Below are 14,166 nucleotides of genomic sequence, written 5' to 3' on the forward strand. Positions count from 1 at the left end.
CCCATGGGACGCCGGGGAGGTCCAGGGGCCCGTCAGGAGATGCCTGGACCGCTACGTTCAGGCCATCCGGCTTGCGTGCCGTCCGGGGAGCCCGGAAGGTCGGAGCCATGAAGGCCATCAGCTACTCACGGTACGGCGGACCCGAGGTGCTGGCGTTCGGGGAGGTCCGCGATCCCAAGGTCGGCCCGGACGCCGTGCTGGTGAAGGTGCGGGCGGCGTCCGTGAACCCCGTCGACTGGAAGGCCCGCGAGGGCTACCTCGACGCCATCCTCGAACCCGTCTTCCCCGTGGTGCCCGGCTGGGACGTCTCGGGCGTCGTCGTACGGCCCGGCGTGGCCGTCTCGGAGTTCGACGTCGGGGACGAGGTCATCGGGTACGTGCGCGAGGACTTCCTCTCCCGGGGCACCTTCGCCGAGTACGTGGCCGCGCCCCTGCGCACCCTCGCCCGCAAGCCCCGCAACTTCTCCTTCGAGGAGGCGGCCGGGCTGCCGCTGGTCGGGCTCACCGCCTACCAGGTGCTGCTCAAGGTGCTCCAGGTGAAGCGCGGCGAGACCGTCCTGGTGCACGCGGCGGCCGGCGGCGTCGGATCGATCGCCGTCCAGCTCGGCACCCACCTCGGCGCCCGGGTGATCGGTACGGCGAGCGAGCCCAACCACGACTTCGTGCGGGGCCTCGGCGGCGAGCCGGTGACGTACGGCGAGGGCCTGGGCGAGCGGGTGCGGGGGCTGGCGCCCGAGGGCGTGGACGCGGTGTTCGACACCATCGGCGGTGACGCGCTGAAGGCCTCGGCGAACCTGCTGGCCCCCGAGGGCCGCCTGGCGTCGATCGCCGACGGCGACGTCGTGAACTACGGCGGCCGCTACTACTTCGTGCGCCCCGACGCCGAGGACCTCCAGCGGTTGTCCGACCTGGCGGAACAGGGCGTGGTGAGCGTGCATGTCTCCGAGACCTTCCCGCTGGAGCGGGCGGCGGACGCGCACCTGCTGAACCAGGAGGGCCGCACCCGCGGCAAGATCGTCGTCACGGTGGACTGGGAGACGGAGGGCGCGTAACCCCCCTGGCCCGCGGATGCGGCCTAGAGAACGAGGGCCGCCCCGCACACCGCCATCGCCACCGTGCACAGCACCGCGGCCGTCGCGTGCCGGGGCGCGAACGCCGCGGGGCTGCCCGAGGCTGAGAGCGTGCGGATACGGCGGTGGGCGACGCCGAGGAAGCCCAGCCACAGGACACAGCACAGGGCGCATCCGACCACCCCGGCCACCGACGCGCCGCCGTGCAGCGCGGTCTTCACGGCGAGCACGGCGGCGACCGTGCCCGAGAGCGTCGTACGCCGCCACGCGAGCCGGGTCCGCTCGGGCTGGAGCCCGGGGTCGCGGTCGGGGGTGCGGGGCGCGCTGTGAGCCGTGCTCACCCCTCCCACCCCACGAGCACCACCAGCACCATGGCCACGGCGACGACCGCCACGACGAGGCTCAGCAGCGCCGGGAACCGGGAGACGGGCAGATCCTCGCCCCGGCGCATGGCCCGCTCGCAGCGCACCCAGTGGTTGACCGCCCGCAGCGAGCACAGCACCCCCGCCGCCAGCAGCGCGAGCGCCAGCCCCACCCGCCAGCCCCAGCGCAGGTCCGGCAGGAACTGGTCCACGGCGAAGCCGCCGCCGATCAGCGCGAGCGCGGTGCGCAGCCAGGCCAGGAAGGTGCGTTCGTTCGCCAGCGAGAACCGGTAGTCGGGCGTCTCGCCGTCCTGCCGGACCTCCGCGGGCGCGAACCACAAACGGACGTTCCGTACGAACTCGATCACCTGCGCGACCCTACCTGGGAGGTCCTGGCCGGGCGCTGCCGCCCGCTACGGCCTCGACCGGAACGCCTTGAGCCGTTCGTACGCCGCCAGCCCGTCCGGCACCCATTCCCACTCCCCGAGGCGCCGCTCCACCTCGTCGTCGGGCAGGAAGTCGTGCCAGGCCACCTCCTCGGCCTGCGGCCGCACGGGAAGCTCGCAGCGGACCTCGTACACCGCCGACCACCAGCTCCGGCCGCCGCCGTCGTCGTAGAGGAACTTGAAGAGGTACCGCGGCTTTGGCAGGCCGGTCACGCCCAGCTCCTCCTCGGCCTCGCGCAGGGCCGCCGTGTCGTAGGCCTCGCCCGCGCCGACGACTCCGCCGACGAACATGTCGTAGAGGGAGGGGAAGACCAGCTTGGTGGGGGTCCGCCGGTGCACGAAGAGGCGCCCCTGGGCGTCCCGGGCCTGGATGAACACGCAGCGGTGCCGCAGGCCCCCGGCGTACACCTCGCCTCGGGGCAACTGCCCGATGACCTGGTCGTTCTCGTCGACGATGTCGAGGATCTCGTCAGCAGCGCTCATGCCCTCATCCAAGCAGGGGGGCGGCGCCGGAATCACTGCGGCTGGGGCTGCGGCTGCGGCTGTGCCGGTAGCTTTCCCACGCGGGCCCGGTCCGTCAGGCCGTGCGGCATCGCCGGATGCAGCCCGAGCAGCACGATCCCGGCGACCACGGCCAGCAGACCGCCGGCCTCCCAGCTCAGGGCCACCGCGTCGGTGCGTAGCCGGTCGCCGAGGAAGCCGACGCCGCAGATGATCCCGGCGAGCGGCTGGGCCGCGGTCAGGGCGGGCAGCGACTTGCGCAGGGAGGCGGTCTCGAAGGCGCTCTGCACGAGGACCAGCCCCGTGACGCCCAGCGCGAGAACCGCGTACGGCTGCCAGCCGGTCAGCAGCTCGGCGAAGCCGCCCTCGGAGAACTTCTGGCCGCTGACCCGGGTCAGCGCGTCCTGCACGCCGTAGAGCAGCCCGGCGGCCAGGGCCAGCAGTACGGGTCCGGAGCTGAGCCGCGAGCGCTTGGCGTGTGTGGTGAGCAGCAGCGCGAGCCCGACCATGACCCCGATGATCAGCCACTGCCGCACCGGATCGGCCGTCGCGGCGCCGCCCTGTGGCTGTCCCGCCACGATGAACGCGGTCACTCCGCCGGCCAGCAGCAGCAGGCCCGCCCAGCCCTGGCGGCCCAGTGGCTGCTTGGTCTGCTTGCGGGACAGTGCGAGCGCGAACAGCAGGTTCGTCGCCAGCAGCGGCTCCACCAGGGACAGCTCGCCCTGGCCCAGGGCGGCGGCGCCCAGCGCCATGCCGACCACCATCAGCGCGATGCCGCCGAGCCAGCGCGGCACCTTCACCAGGTCGATCAGCAGACGGAAGGAGAGGAAGTCGCTCAGCGGTGCCCGCTGGGCCGCGTTCTGCTGCAGGACGAAGCCGAAGCCAAGACAGCAGGCGGCGCTCAGGGCGAGCACGAGAACTAGAACCGACACGCGGTGTACCTCGATCATCAGGTCGGGTTCACGGTTGCGTAGGGGCCGACTGTACCGGCCGGCTCCGCCCGGCGCGCCCGTACGTCCTGCCATGGTCCGGGTCAAAACCGGCTAACGCTATGACGTACGTCACAAAGGGCGAAACGGATAAATCGGATGCCGGTCACATGCTCCTCCCGCTCCCCTTTGATCACAACTCCCTCACAAGTAACACCACTTGACGCGTGTAACGCGACGACGGCCCTTGACGTCAACCGTTGGCGGGGGGTTGGCTGTGCGTGATCAGTTCATGGCATTGCGCACACCCGCGCCCCATCGACCGCCGTGAGCCGAAACACCAGAAGAGCGCGTGAGGAAGTCCCGCGGTGTCCCCACCCCCGCCTCCCCTCGGCCGTGGCCGCAGACGTGCGGCACAGGCCTTCGACGAGGCCCTCGACGACGCCGACCTCGTGGCCGCGCGCGCCGCGCTGGCGCAGGGCCGCTGGCAGCACGTCCGTTCCCTGCTGGTGCGCACCGGGGACGACTGGGACCGCCGCGGCCACCGGATCACGGTCCTCGCGGCCGAGTCCTACTGCGCCGCCTGGGCCCGTGAGTGGCTGCTCGCCGAACCCGAGTCCGCCGACGCCTCCGTCCTGCTCGCCTTCGCCGAGGTACGGCGGGTGCTGCGCGGCAAGGGCAAGCCGGTCCGCGCCCGCGAGGCCTGCGAGAGCGCCGTCACCCGCGCCCCGGCCGACCCCACCCCCTGGCTCGGCCTGCTGATGCTGGAGTGCGCGACCGGCACCGACATGGACGTGGTCCGGCGCTTCGAGGCGGTCCGCGGCCGGTACGCCGACCACCACCACGCCCACCACCTGATGGTCGCCCGGCTCGCCGCACGCCGCATCGAGGCCGGCCCGGACCCGCTGCACGAGGTCTACGACTTCGCCAACTGGGCCGCCGAACAGGCACCGGCCGACTCCCCGCTCGCGATCCTGCCCGTCATCGCCCACGCCGAGCGCTACCGCGTCCTGGCGGCCGCCGGGTACGAGCCCGCCGACCCCTCCGTCTCGGGCCACTGGGCCGGCCGCCGCGCCCGGCAGGTGATGAAGACCGCCTTCGACTGGTGGCTGGAGTGGGAGCTGGAGGGCCACCCGCGCCGGCTGATCGACCTGAACTTCCTGGCCCACGCCAAGTTCTGCGAGGGGCGGGGCGCCGAGGCCGCCGCCCTGTTCCACCGGATCGGCCGGTACGCCACCCCGGCGCCCTGGTCGTATCCGGACCGCGACCCGCACACCGCCTTCGCCGCCGCCCGCGCCGGCGCGCTCGGCACGACCTGACCCCGCCACCCCCCGAAGTGAGGACGCTCTCCCGATGACCACGGACAGTTCGAGCACGAGCACGAGCACGTCCGCCGCCGGCGGCGGCATCAGTACGTTCAAGGGACAGGAGCGCGCCCTGCGCGCCGACCGCCTCGGCACCGGGGGACTGCTGCTCTCCGTCCTCGCGGCGACCGCCCCGCTCATGGTGGTCGCGGGTGTCATGCCCACCACATTCGCGGTGATGGGCATCGTCGGCCAGCCGCTGCTCTTCGTCCTCCTCGGCGTCGTCCTGATCCTGTTCAGCGTGGGCTACGCCGAGATGAGCCGCCACGTCCACAACGCCGGCGCCTTCTACGCCTACATCTCCCGCGGCCTCGGCGGCACCGCCGGCGCGGGCGCCGCCCTGGTCGCCCTCGTCGCCTACAACGCGCTCCAGATCGGCATCTACGGCATCTTCGGCTTCGAGGTCTCCGGCCTCCTCGCCACCTACGCCGACGTGGAGATCGCCTGGTGGATACCGGCCCTGGTGGCCGCCCTCGCCGTCGGACTGCTCGGCTGGCTGAAGATCGACGTCAACGCGCGCGTGCTCGGTGTGCTGCTGGTCATCGAGGTGCTCCTCGTCGTGATCTTCGACATCGCCGCCCTCGCCGACCCCGGCAAGGAAGGCCTGTCGCTGCACGCCTTCAACCCCGACACGCTCACCGGCGCGGGCGTCGGCACCGCCCTGTGCTTCTGCATCGCCGCGTTCCTCGGCTTCGAGCAGGCCCCCGTCTACGCCGAGGAGACCAGCCGCCCGCACGTCCTGGTGCCGCGCGTGATGTTCTTCGCCGTCGGCGGGGTCGCCGTCTTCTTCGCGCTGAGCAGCTGGGCCCTCACCGTCGCCACCGGCCCCTCCGCGATCGTCGGCACGGCCCAGAAGCAGAGCGCCGGACTGCTGTTCTTCCTCACCGAGTCCCGCCTCGGCGGCACCTTCACCGACGTCCTGCACGTCCTGTTCGTCACCGGCATGTTCGCCGCCCTGCTCAGCTTCCACAACGTCGTCGCTCGGTACGCCTTCGCCATGGGCCGCGAGGGCCTGCTGCCCGCCGCCTTCGGCCGCACCAGCGGCACCAGCGGCGCCCCCGGCACCGGCTCGCTGCTCCAGACCGTCATCGCCCTGGTCGTCGTGGCCGCCTTCGCGATCGCCGACGACAAGCCGGCCGGCGACCCGACCGCGCCCGTCCTGCAGCTCTTCACCTGGCTCGGCAACATCGGCGCCCTCGGTGTGATCCTGCTGATGGCGGCGGCCTCCCTGTCGGTCGTCGTCTTCTTCGTCCGCCGCGGCGCCGCCGGAGCCCAGGCCTGGCGGCTGGTCACCGCCACACTGTCGGGCCTCGCCCTGCTCGTGATCGCCGGCTACACCGTGAAGGACTTCGAGGTGCTGGTCGGCGCCGGCCCGGACTCCTCGCTGCTCTGGGTCCTGCCCGGAGTCATCGGCCTCGCCCTCGTCGCCGGCCTGGTCCTGGGCCTGGTGCTGCGCGCCCGCGCCCCCGAGAAGCACGCCCGGATCGGCCTCGGCAACGAGGCGTTCCAGCTCGACAAGGCGGCCTCGTCCTGAGGCGGCCCGCGTAAGAAGTGGTTACGGAAGTCTGACGAGCACCCGCGATCCCTGTCCTGCCGGGGCCGCGGGTGTTCGAATGAGAACGTGAACGCGAAGAGGGGCGACGAGGATGTGAATGGGGGCGTGCACGGGGACGTACAAGACGGCGTGAACGACGGACACCCCGAGGAGCGGGGCACCCCGGTCGGCCGCCGCGTCTTCCTCGGCACCCTCGCCGCGGGCGCCCTGGGCGTCGTCGCCGCCCCCAAGCTGCAGAGCGGCCTGGAGGGCTTCCTCGGCGGCGCCGCCGACAAGGACCCCACCGGCCTGACCGGACTGCTCCCGAACGGCGGCGGCTTCCGCTACTACTCGGTCGCCTCGTCCGTCCCGCGCAAGAACGCCGACACCTACCGCCTCAGGATCGACGGCCTGGTCGACCGCCCCACGACCTACACGCTGGACGCGTTGAAAGCCCTGCCGCAGACCCGCATGGTCCGCGACGTCCAGTGCGTCACCGGCTGGCGGGTCCCGGACACCCCGTTCGAAGGCGTACGCCTCTCCCGGCTCCTCGACGCGGCCGGTGTACGCCCCACCGCGAAGGCGATCCGCTTCACCTGCTTCGACGGCACCTACACCGAGAGCCTCACCCTCGCCCAGGCCCGCCGCGCGGACGTCCTGGTCGCCCTGCGCATGCAGGACAAGGACCTCGGCCACTCCCACGGCGGCCCGGTCCGCCTCTATGTGGCGCCCATGTACTTCTACAAGTCCGCCAAGTGGCTCTCCGGCATCACCCTGACCGACGAGGTCGACCCGGGCTACTGGGAGGAGCGCGGCTACGACATCGACGCCTGGGTGGGCCGCTCGAACGGACGCGACGATGCCCCCACGAGCTGACACCGCGGCCGAGGTCAGCCGCTTCACCCGGACCGAGCGCTGGATCCACCGCACGACGGCCGCCCTGATGGGCCTGTGCGTCCTGACGGCGGCCTGCCTCTACGTCCCCCAGCTCGCCGAACTCGTGGGCCGCCGCGCCCTGGTCGTCACCCTGCACCAGTGGTCAGGCCTGGCCCTGCCCGTCCCGGTCCTGGCAGGCCTCGCCTCCCGAGCCTTCCGAGCCGACCTCGGCCACCTCAACCGCTTCGGCCCCCACGACCGCACCTGGCTGCGCGCCGCCCTGCACCGCGACAGACGCCCCGACTCCCGCCCCGCCGCCAAGTTCAACGCCGGCCAGAAGATCTACGCCGCCTGGATCGCCGGCGCCACCCTCGTCATGCTCGCCACCGGCCTGATGATGTGGTTCACCCACCTCACCCCCCTGCTCTGGCGCACCAGCGCAACTTTCGTCCACGACTGGCTGGCCCTCACCATCGGCATCGTCCTGGCCGGCCACATCGGCATGGCGGCAGCGGACCCGGAAGCGCGCAGAGGAATGAGAACGGGCAAGGTGAGCAGAGACTGGGCGGACCGCCAGCACCCTCTATGGCGCCGGTAGGTGTTGCCCCTCAGGGGCGCGGGGAACTGCGCGACAAGCCACAACACACCCGCAGCCCCCGGACAACATCAACCACCTACGGCGCAACGGAAAAATCCAACAGCACCTTGCAAGACCGACTCCGATCAGCGGCCAAAGCAAAAGCAGACTCGGCATCCCCCACAGGAACCACCGCACTCACCAGCCCATCGAACGCCGGCTCCACAGCCAACAACTCCAACGCCGCATCAAACTCCGTATCGAACCGGAACGCCCCCCGAAGCTCGATCTCCCGGCTCACCACAAGGTTCCCCGCAAACGGACTCTGCCCCGGCGGCAACATCCCCAACTGCACGACAACCCCACCCCGCCGCACCCGCCGCAGACACGCGTCAAGCCCCGCGGCCACCCCGGACGCCTCGATCGCCACATCGACCTCGTCGGGCCACCCGGCATCGTCGGGGTCATCGGCCCGCACCACCGTCTCCGCACCGGCGACCCGGGCATACTCCAGCGCCTCGGGCAGCAGGTCCGTCACAGTGACCTGCGCCGCCCCCGCCGCCTTCGCCGCGGCGACCACCAGACACCCGATCGGCCCGGCCCCGGTCACCAGCACATGCCGCCCGGCCACGTCCCCGGCCCGCCGCACCGCGTGCAGCGCGACGGACAGCGGCTCGGCGAGCGCGGCCCGGCGCAGCTCCAGACCCTCAGGCAGCGCCCGCAACTGCTCACTGGGCACGACGACCTGGGCCGCGAACCCGCCCTGCACATGCGGGAAACGCGCCGCACTGCCCAGATAACTGGTGTCCCGGCACACGTTCCGCCGCCCGGCCGAGCACTCCGGGCACACCCCGCACGGGGTCGCCGGGTGCACGGCCACGGCCGTACCCGGAGCCGGACCCGAGGCGCCGTCCCCGTACCCGAGGACCGTCCCGACGACCTCGTGCCCGAGCACCATCGGCTCGCGGAGCCGGAAGTCACCGACCCCGCCGTGCCGCCAGTAGTGCAGATCGGACCCGCACACCCCGCCGTACCGGACGGCGACCAGCGCCTGCCCCGGCCCGGGCTCCGGCACCGGCAACTGCGCGACCCGGAGGTCGTCCTGACCGTGAATCACACAACCCAGCATCACAACCTCCTGAATCGTCACAGCAATGGCCCCGGCGATGACACAGCTATGTCAGAGCACGCTCGTCATACCGCCGTCGACGTACAGCACCTGCCCACTGATGAAGTCCGCGGCCGGGGAGGCGAGGAACAGCACCCCGCCCACCAGGTCCTCGGTACGGCCCCAGCGCCCGGCCGGGGTACGCCGCCGCACCCAGGCGCTGAACTCCTCGTCGTCGACGAGGGGCTTGGTCAGCTCGGTCTCGATGTAGCCCGGGCCGAGCCCGTTGACCTGCACTCCGCTCGGGCCCCAGTCCGCGCACATGCCCTTGGTGAGCATCTTCAGCGCGCCCTTGGTGGCGGCGTACGGCGCGATCCCGGGCCGTACGACCTCACTCTGCAGCGAGCAGATGTTGATGATCTTGCCGTGGCCGCGTTCCGTCATCCGGCGCGCGGCCTCACGGCCGGTCAGGAAGGCACTGGTCAGGTTGGTGTCCAGGATCCGGTGCCAGTCGGAGTCGGTGAACTCCAGCAGCGGGGCGCGCAGTTGCATGCCCGCGTTGTTGACGAGGATGTCGAGCGGGCCCACCCGCTCCTCGACGTCGGCGATCCCGTCCGCCACGGACGATCCGTCGGTCACGTCGAACGCGGCCGTGTGCACCTTGTCGCCGGGCAGTCCGGCGGCGGCCTCGGCGAGGCGGTCCTTGTCGCGTCCGTTGAGGACGACCGTGCAGCCGGCTTCCGCCAGACCACGGGCGAGGGCGAGCCCGATACCCCGGCTGGAGCCGGTCACCAGGGCCGTACGGCCGCCGATGTCGAACAGGGGGTGAGCAGTCATGGCCGTACCTCTCCTAGATCACCAAGGACAACAGCAGGACGATGCCGCCGGCGACCACCGAGATGATCGTCTCCATGACGGACCAGGTCTTGATGTTCTGACCGACGGTCAGCCCGAAGTACTCCTTCACCATCCAGAACCCGGCGTCGTTCACATGGCTGAAGAAGAGCGAGCCGGCGCCGATGGCCAGGACGAGAAGGGCCGCGTGCGTCGTCGACATATCGGCCGCCAGCGGAGCGACCAGACCGGCCGCCGAGACCGTCGCCACCGTCGCCGAACCGGTCGCCAGCCGGATCGCCACCGCGATCAGCCAGGCCAGCAGCAGCGCCGGGATCGACCAGTCCTCGGAGATCTCCAGGACCATCTGCCCCACGCCGGTGTCGATCAGCGTCTGCTTGAAGCCGCCGCCCGCGCCGACGATCAGCAGGATGCCCGCGATCGGCATGAGGCTCTTCTCGACGAGCGGCGAGACGCGCTCCTTGGAGAACCCGGCGGGCCGCAGCAGCGTGAAGATGCCGACCAGCACCGAGGCGAGCAGCGCGATCATCGGGGCGCCGATGACGTCGAAGACGCGCTGGACCGGGTTCTCCGGGTCGTCCACGACGATGTCGACCAGCGCCTTGGCGAGCATCAGGATCACCGGCAGCAGCACGGTGAACAGCGTGGCGCCGAAGCCGGGACGCTTCTCCAGGTCCTCGGAGGCGCGCTGCGGAATCATGTTGTCCGGGGCGGGCACGTCCACCCAGCGGGCCGCGTACTTCGAGAACACCGGACCGGCGATGATCACCGTGGGGACGGCGACCAGGACACCGAGCGCCAGCGTCACGCCGAGGTCGGCCCCGACCGCGTCGATCGCGACCAGCGGACCGGGGTGCGGCGGCACCAGGCCGTGCATCACGGACAGGCCCGCGAGCGCCGGGATGCCGATGCGCATCAGCGAGTAGTTGCCCCGCTTGGCGACCATCAGTACCACCGGGATCAGCAGCACGATGCCGACCTCGAAGAAGAGCGGCAGCCCGATCACGGAGGCGATCAGCACCATCGCCCAGGGCATCGACCGTCCGCCGGCCTTCTCCAGGATGGTGTCGACGATCTGGTCGGCGCCCCCGGAGTCGGCGAGCATCTTGCCGAGGATCGCGCCGAGGGCGATCAGCACGCCGACGCCGGCGACCGTGGTGCCGAGTCCTGCGCTGAAACTGAGCAGGACCTTGTCCAGCGGCGCCCCGGCGATCGCGCCGAGCGCCAGTGACCCGATGGTCAGCGCCAGGAAGGCGTGCAGCTTGAACTTGGTGATGAGCAGGACGATGACGGCGATGCCCGCCAGAACGGCGATGCCCAGCTGAGCGTGGCCGGCCGAGGTGATCGGCTCGGGTGCGTCCGCTGCCAGCATCTCGACGCTGAGTCTGGTCACGGGGGAGTGTCCTTGGGGGTGAGGGGAGTCGTAGGAAGGGAGTGAGGGGCTACTGGACGGTCTCGGGGAGATCCTCGAGGGCGCTCGCCGCCCGTTCGGTGATCTCCTCCGGGCTGCCCAGGACGTCCACGCGGACCCCCGCCTCGTCGCTCTCCAGCGGCTGGAGCGTGGCGAACTGGGAGTCGAGCAGCGCCGTGGGCATGAAGTGCCCCTGCCGGTGCGACATCCGGTCCTCGATCAGCGCGCGGTCGCCCGCGAGGTGCACGAAGACCACGCCGGGTGCGGCGGCCCGCAGCCGGTCGCGGTACGACCGCTTCAGTGCCGAGCAGCTGACCACCCCGCCGAGTCCGGCCCGCCCGTGCCCCCACGCGCCGATGGCGTCCAGCCAGGGCCAGCGGTCCTCGTCGGTGAGCGGGGTACCGGCCGACATCTTGGCGATGTTGGCCTGCGGGTGGAAGTCGTCGCCCTCTGCGTACGGAACGCCGAGCCGGGCCGCGAGCAGGGGACCGATGGTGGTCTTGCCGGTGCCCGCGACGCCCATGACCACGACGACGTGGGGGGTGTTCATCGCTGCCTCACTGTCTGCTGTCTTCGTCGACACGTGATGTCGACGCCACTGAAACCCATTAGGTACGACTAATTCAAGAGCCCGTGACAAATAAGTCTGACTTTTTGTCTCCGTGATCTACCCCGTACGCTGAGTGCATGAGCACACCGGGTCGAGGGCTGCACGGCCATGTTCTGGACACCCTCGGCCCCGAGATCACGGCGGGCGATTACCCGCCGGGCAGCGTGCTGCGCACGGACGAGCTGGCCCAGCGTTTCGATGTCTCGCGCTCGGTGATGCGCGAGGCGGTCCGCGTCCTGGAGTCCATGCACCTGGTCGAGTCCCGCCGCCGCGTCGGCGTCACGGTCCTCCCCAAGTCGGAGTGGAACGTCTACGACCCCGAGGTCATCCGCTGGCGCCTGGCCGGCGCCGACCGCGCACAGCAGCTGCGGTCCCTCACGGTGCTGCGCTCGGCGGTCGAACCCGTCGCGGCGGGCCTCGCCGCCCGGCACGCCACCGCCGAGCAGTGCGCCGAACTCACCGAGTGCGCCCTCGGCATGGTCGCCAACTCACGCGGTCACCAGCTGGAGGAGTACCTCGTCCACGACGTGGCCTTCCACCGCGCCGTCCTGGCGGCCTCCGGCAACGAGATGTTCGCCCGCCTCGGCGACGTCGTCGCCGAGGTCCTGGCCGGCCGCACCCACCACGACGTCATGTTCGAGGACCCCGACCCGGCCGCCGTCACCCTGCACGTCCAGGTCGCCGAGGCGGTCCGCGCGGGCGACGCGGTCCGCGCGGAGGAACTGACCCGCGAGATCACGGTCGGCGCCCTCCAGGAACTCGACATCCTGGCGCCGTAGTTCCCTACGGAAGAATCTCCCCGTCCACGTACACCCACGCCCCGTCCACCCGCTCGAACCGGCTCCGCTCGTGCAGCGATCCGCCCCGGTACGAGGCCCGGAACGTCACGGTCCCGGTCGTGTGGAACGCCGACCCGTCACTCGTGTCCAGGATCTCCAGCCCGGTCCACCGCATCCCGGGATCGAGGTCCAGCCGCCCGGGCCGCGTCCGCGGATGCCAGGTCCGCAGCAGATACCCGGCGTCCCCCTTCACGAAGGCGCTGTACCGCGACCGCATCAACGCCTCGGCGGTCGGAGCCGCGGCTGCTCCCGCGTGATAGCGCCCACAGCAGTCGTCGTAAGTCCCTGGGCGGCCACAGGTGCAGGAACGTGTCGTCATGCCGGACATTCTCCTAGACGGCCCCACCCGTCCGGGGCGAGGGCAGCGGCGGCAGCGTCGTCCCGTACAGCCACAGGTCGAACAGCGCGTCCAGCGGCTCGTCCGTGAACCGCCCCACGTGCGCGGTGAAGTTCGCCGTCGTCACCGCCCCGCCCCGGTGCTGCCCCGCCCACCCGCGCAGCATGCGGAAGAACGCGTCGTCGCCCAGGGCGCACCGCACCGCGTGCAGGACGAGCCCGCCCCGCTGGTAGAGGCGGTCGTCGAACATCGACTTGCGCCCCGGATCGGCCAGCCGGAGGTCCTGCGGCAGCGAGAACAGCAACCGGTGCGCGACGGCGGCCAGTTGCTGGGTGCTCCGGCCTCCCGAGCGCTCCGACCACAGCCACTCGGCGTACTTCGCGAACCCCTCGTTCAGCCAGATCTGCCGCCAGTCGGCGATGGACACGCTGTTGCCGAACCACTGGTGCGCCAGCTCGTGCGCGATCAGCCGCTCCGAACCCCGCTCGCCGTCCACATGGTTGGACCCGAACAGCGACAACCCCTGCGCCTCGACGGGGACGTCGAGCTCCTCCTCGGTCACCACGACCGCGTACTCGTCGAACGGGTACGGCCCGAACAGCTCCTGGAACAGCTCCATCATCGCGGGCTGCCGCGCGAAGTCCCGGGCGAACCGGGGGAGCAGATGCGCCGGGATGTGCCCGTGCTGCGGAACCCCGCCCGGGCCCGGATCACCCAGCAGCACGGTCTGGTACTTCCCGATCGACAGCCCCACCAGATAGCTGGACGTCGGCGCCGCCTGCTCGTACACCCAGGTGGTCGTCGAGGCCTTCGTCGTGCGGGTGAGCAGGCGACCACCGGCCACCACCGCGTAGGCCGACGGCGTCGTGACCGAGATGTGGTACGAGGCCTTGTCGGCGGGCCGGTCGTTGCACGGGTACCACGACGGCGCCCCGACCGGCTGGCTCGCCACCAGCGCCCCGTCCTCCAGCTCCTCCCAGCCGAGTCCGCCCCAGGGACTGTTCACCGGCCGGGGGTTGCCCGACCACTGCACCTCGACGGTGAAGGCCGCACCGGCGCGCACCGGCTTCGCGGGGCGCACGCGCAGCTTGCCGCCCCGGTGTGTGTAGTGCGGCGTACGGCCGTCGACCTTCACCCGGCCCACCCGGAAGTCGGCGAGGTTGAGCTGGAACTCGGTGAGCTGGCCGCGGCCCGCTATGGCGTTGATCCGCGCGGTTCCCGACAGCCGGTTCGGCGCGGGGCGGTAGTCCAGCGTGAGCTCGTACCGGTGCACCCGGTACCGGAGGTCACCGTTGCCCGGGAAGTACGGGTCCTGCCCCACTGACTGCTGAACCGCCACTGTTGCGT

General features: G+C 71.5%; 16 protein-coding genes. 6 read left to right on the forward strand and 10 right to left on the reverse strand.

The genetic code is table 11. The features are described 5' to 3' along the window. The first annotated feature begins 107 nt into the window (after positions 1-107). Positions 108-1,052 (forward strand): NADP-dependent oxidoreductase, encoded by a 945-nt coding sequence (locus NNW99_RS30920; RefSeq protein ID WP_215122457.1) that lies wholly within the window; start codon positions 108-110, stop codon positions 1,050-1,052. Between the two features lie 23 nt (positions 1,053-1,075). Here NNW99_RS30920 and NNW99_RS30925 read toward each other — a convergent pair whose 3' ends face one another. Genes NNW99_RS30925 through NNW99_RS30940 form a run of 4 tightly spaced genes read right to left on the reverse strand, consistent with a single transcriptional unit; the run spans position 1,076 to position 3,311 of the window. Then, entirely contained in the window at positions 1,076-1,411 is a 336-nt protein-coding gene (locus NNW99_RS30925; RefSeq protein WP_215122458.1) for a DUF202 domain-containing protein, read from the reverse strand. Further along, positions 1,408-1,800, reverse strand: coding sequence for a YidH family protein (locus tag NNW99_RS30930; RefSeq protein ID WP_215122459.1), 393 nt, complete (start codon positions 1,798-1,800; stop codon positions 1,408-1,410). Before NNW99_RS30930 ends, NNW99_RS30925 begins: the two co-directional genes overlap by 4 nt. A gap of 45 nt (positions 1,801-1,845) precedes the next feature. Continuing rightward, on the reverse strand, positions 1,846-2,361 hold the full coding sequence (locus NNW99_RS30935) for an NUDIX hydrolase (RefSeq protein ID WP_215122460.1): 516 nt from the start codon (positions 2,359-2,361) through the stop codon (positions 1,846-1,848). Between the two features lie 32 nt (positions 2,362-2,393). Beyond that, positions 2,394-3,311: a DMT family transporter gene (locus NNW99_RS30940; protein ID WP_251057981.1), complete on the reverse strand. Its 918-nt coding sequence runs from the start codon at positions 3,309-3,311 to the stop codon at positions 2,394-2,396. Between the two features lie 365 nt (positions 3,312-3,676). On the opposite strand from NNW99_RS30940, the gene NNW99_RS30945 reads away from it, so the two are divergent. From NNW99_RS30945 to NNW99_RS30960, 4 genes are all read left to right on the forward strand, one after another. Next, the gene (locus tag NNW99_RS30945; protein WP_215122462.1) at positions 3,677-4,627 is read left to right on the forward strand and encodes a hypothetical protein; all 951 of its coding nucleotides are present in this window, start codon (positions 3,677-3,679) and stop codon (positions 4,625-4,627) included. Positions 4,628-4,661: 34 nt separating this feature from the next. Next, a complete protein-coding gene (locus NNW99_RS30950; RefSeq protein WP_215122463.1) occupies positions 4,662-6,206 on the forward strand; it encodes an APC family permease in 1,545 nt (514 codons plus the stop codon). A 150-nt stretch (positions 6,207-6,356) separates the two neighbouring features. Then, positions 6,357-7,082, forward strand: a complete 726-nt coding sequence (locus tag NNW99_RS30955; protein ID WP_215124518.1) for a molybdopterin-dependent oxidoreductase — start codon at positions 6,357-6,359, stop codon at positions 7,080-7,082. Beyond that, positions 7,066-7,680, forward strand: a complete 615-nt coding sequence (locus tag NNW99_RS30960; RefSeq protein WP_215122464.1) for a cytochrome b/b6 domain-containing protein — start codon at positions 7,066-7,068, stop codon at positions 7,678-7,680. Before NNW99_RS30955 ends, NNW99_RS30960 begins: the two co-directional genes overlap by 17 nt. A gap of 76 nt (positions 7,681-7,756) precedes the next feature. On the opposite strand, the gene NNW99_RS30965 is transcribed toward NNW99_RS30960, so the two are convergent. Genes NNW99_RS30965 through NNW99_RS30980 form a run of 4 tightly spaced genes read right to left on the reverse strand, consistent with a single transcriptional unit; the run spans position 7,757 to position 11,583 of the window. Next, positions 7,757-8,788: an L-idonate 5-dehydrogenase gene (locus tag NNW99_RS30965; RefSeq protein ID WP_215124519.1), complete on the reverse strand. Its 1,032-nt coding sequence runs from the start codon at positions 8,786-8,788 to the stop codon at positions 7,757-7,759. A 51-nt stretch (positions 8,789-8,839) separates the two neighbouring features. Next, positions 8,840-9,604, reverse strand: a complete 765-nt coding sequence (locus NNW99_RS30970) for an SDR family oxidoreductase (protein ID WP_215122465.1) — start codon at positions 9,602-9,604, stop codon at positions 8,840-8,842. A 13-nt stretch (positions 9,605-9,617) separates the two neighbouring features. Further along, positions 9,618-11,015 carry a gluconate:H+ symporter gene (locus NNW99_RS30975; protein WP_215122466.1) on the reverse strand — a complete coding sequence of 466 codons (1,398 nt, stop codon included), beginning with the start codon at positions 11,013-11,015 and terminating at the stop codon, positions 9,618-9,620. A 49-nt stretch (positions 11,016-11,064) separates the two neighbouring features. Then, on the reverse strand, positions 11,065-11,583 hold the full coding sequence (locus NNW99_RS30980) for a gluconokinase (protein ID WP_215122467.1): 519 nt from the start codon (positions 11,581-11,583) through the stop codon (positions 11,065-11,067). 137 nt (positions 11,584-11,720) lie between these two features. On the opposite strand from NNW99_RS30980, the gene NNW99_RS30985 reads away from it, so the two are divergent. After that, positions 11,721-12,422, forward strand: a complete 702-nt coding sequence (locus NNW99_RS30985; protein WP_215122468.1) for a FadR/GntR family transcriptional regulator — start codon at positions 11,721-11,723, stop codon at positions 12,420-12,422. Positions 12,423-12,426: 4 nt separating this feature from the next. Here NNW99_RS30985 and NNW99_RS30990 read toward each other — a convergent pair whose 3' ends face one another. Both NNW99_RS30990 and NNW99_RS30995 read right to left on the reverse strand, forming a co-directional pair. Continuing rightward, positions 12,427-12,801, reverse strand: a complete 375-nt coding sequence (locus tag NNW99_RS30990; RefSeq protein ID WP_215122469.1) for a YchJ family protein — start codon at positions 12,799-12,801, stop codon at positions 12,427-12,429. A gap of 13 nt (positions 12,802-12,814) precedes the next feature. Then, on the reverse strand, positions 12,815-14,158 hold the full coding sequence (locus NNW99_RS30995; RefSeq protein ID WP_215122470.1) for a M1 family metallopeptidase: 1,344 nt from the start codon (positions 14,156-14,158) through the stop codon (positions 12,815-12,817). Positions 14,159-14,166 lie beyond the last annotated feature (8 nt).

This window comes from Streptomyces sp. CRCS-T-1 (assembly GCF_024442335.1).
In the GTDB taxonomy this organism is placed as follows: domain Bacteria; phylum Actinomycetota; class Actinomycetes; order Streptomycetales; family Streptomycetaceae; genus Streptomyces; species Streptomyces koelreuteriae.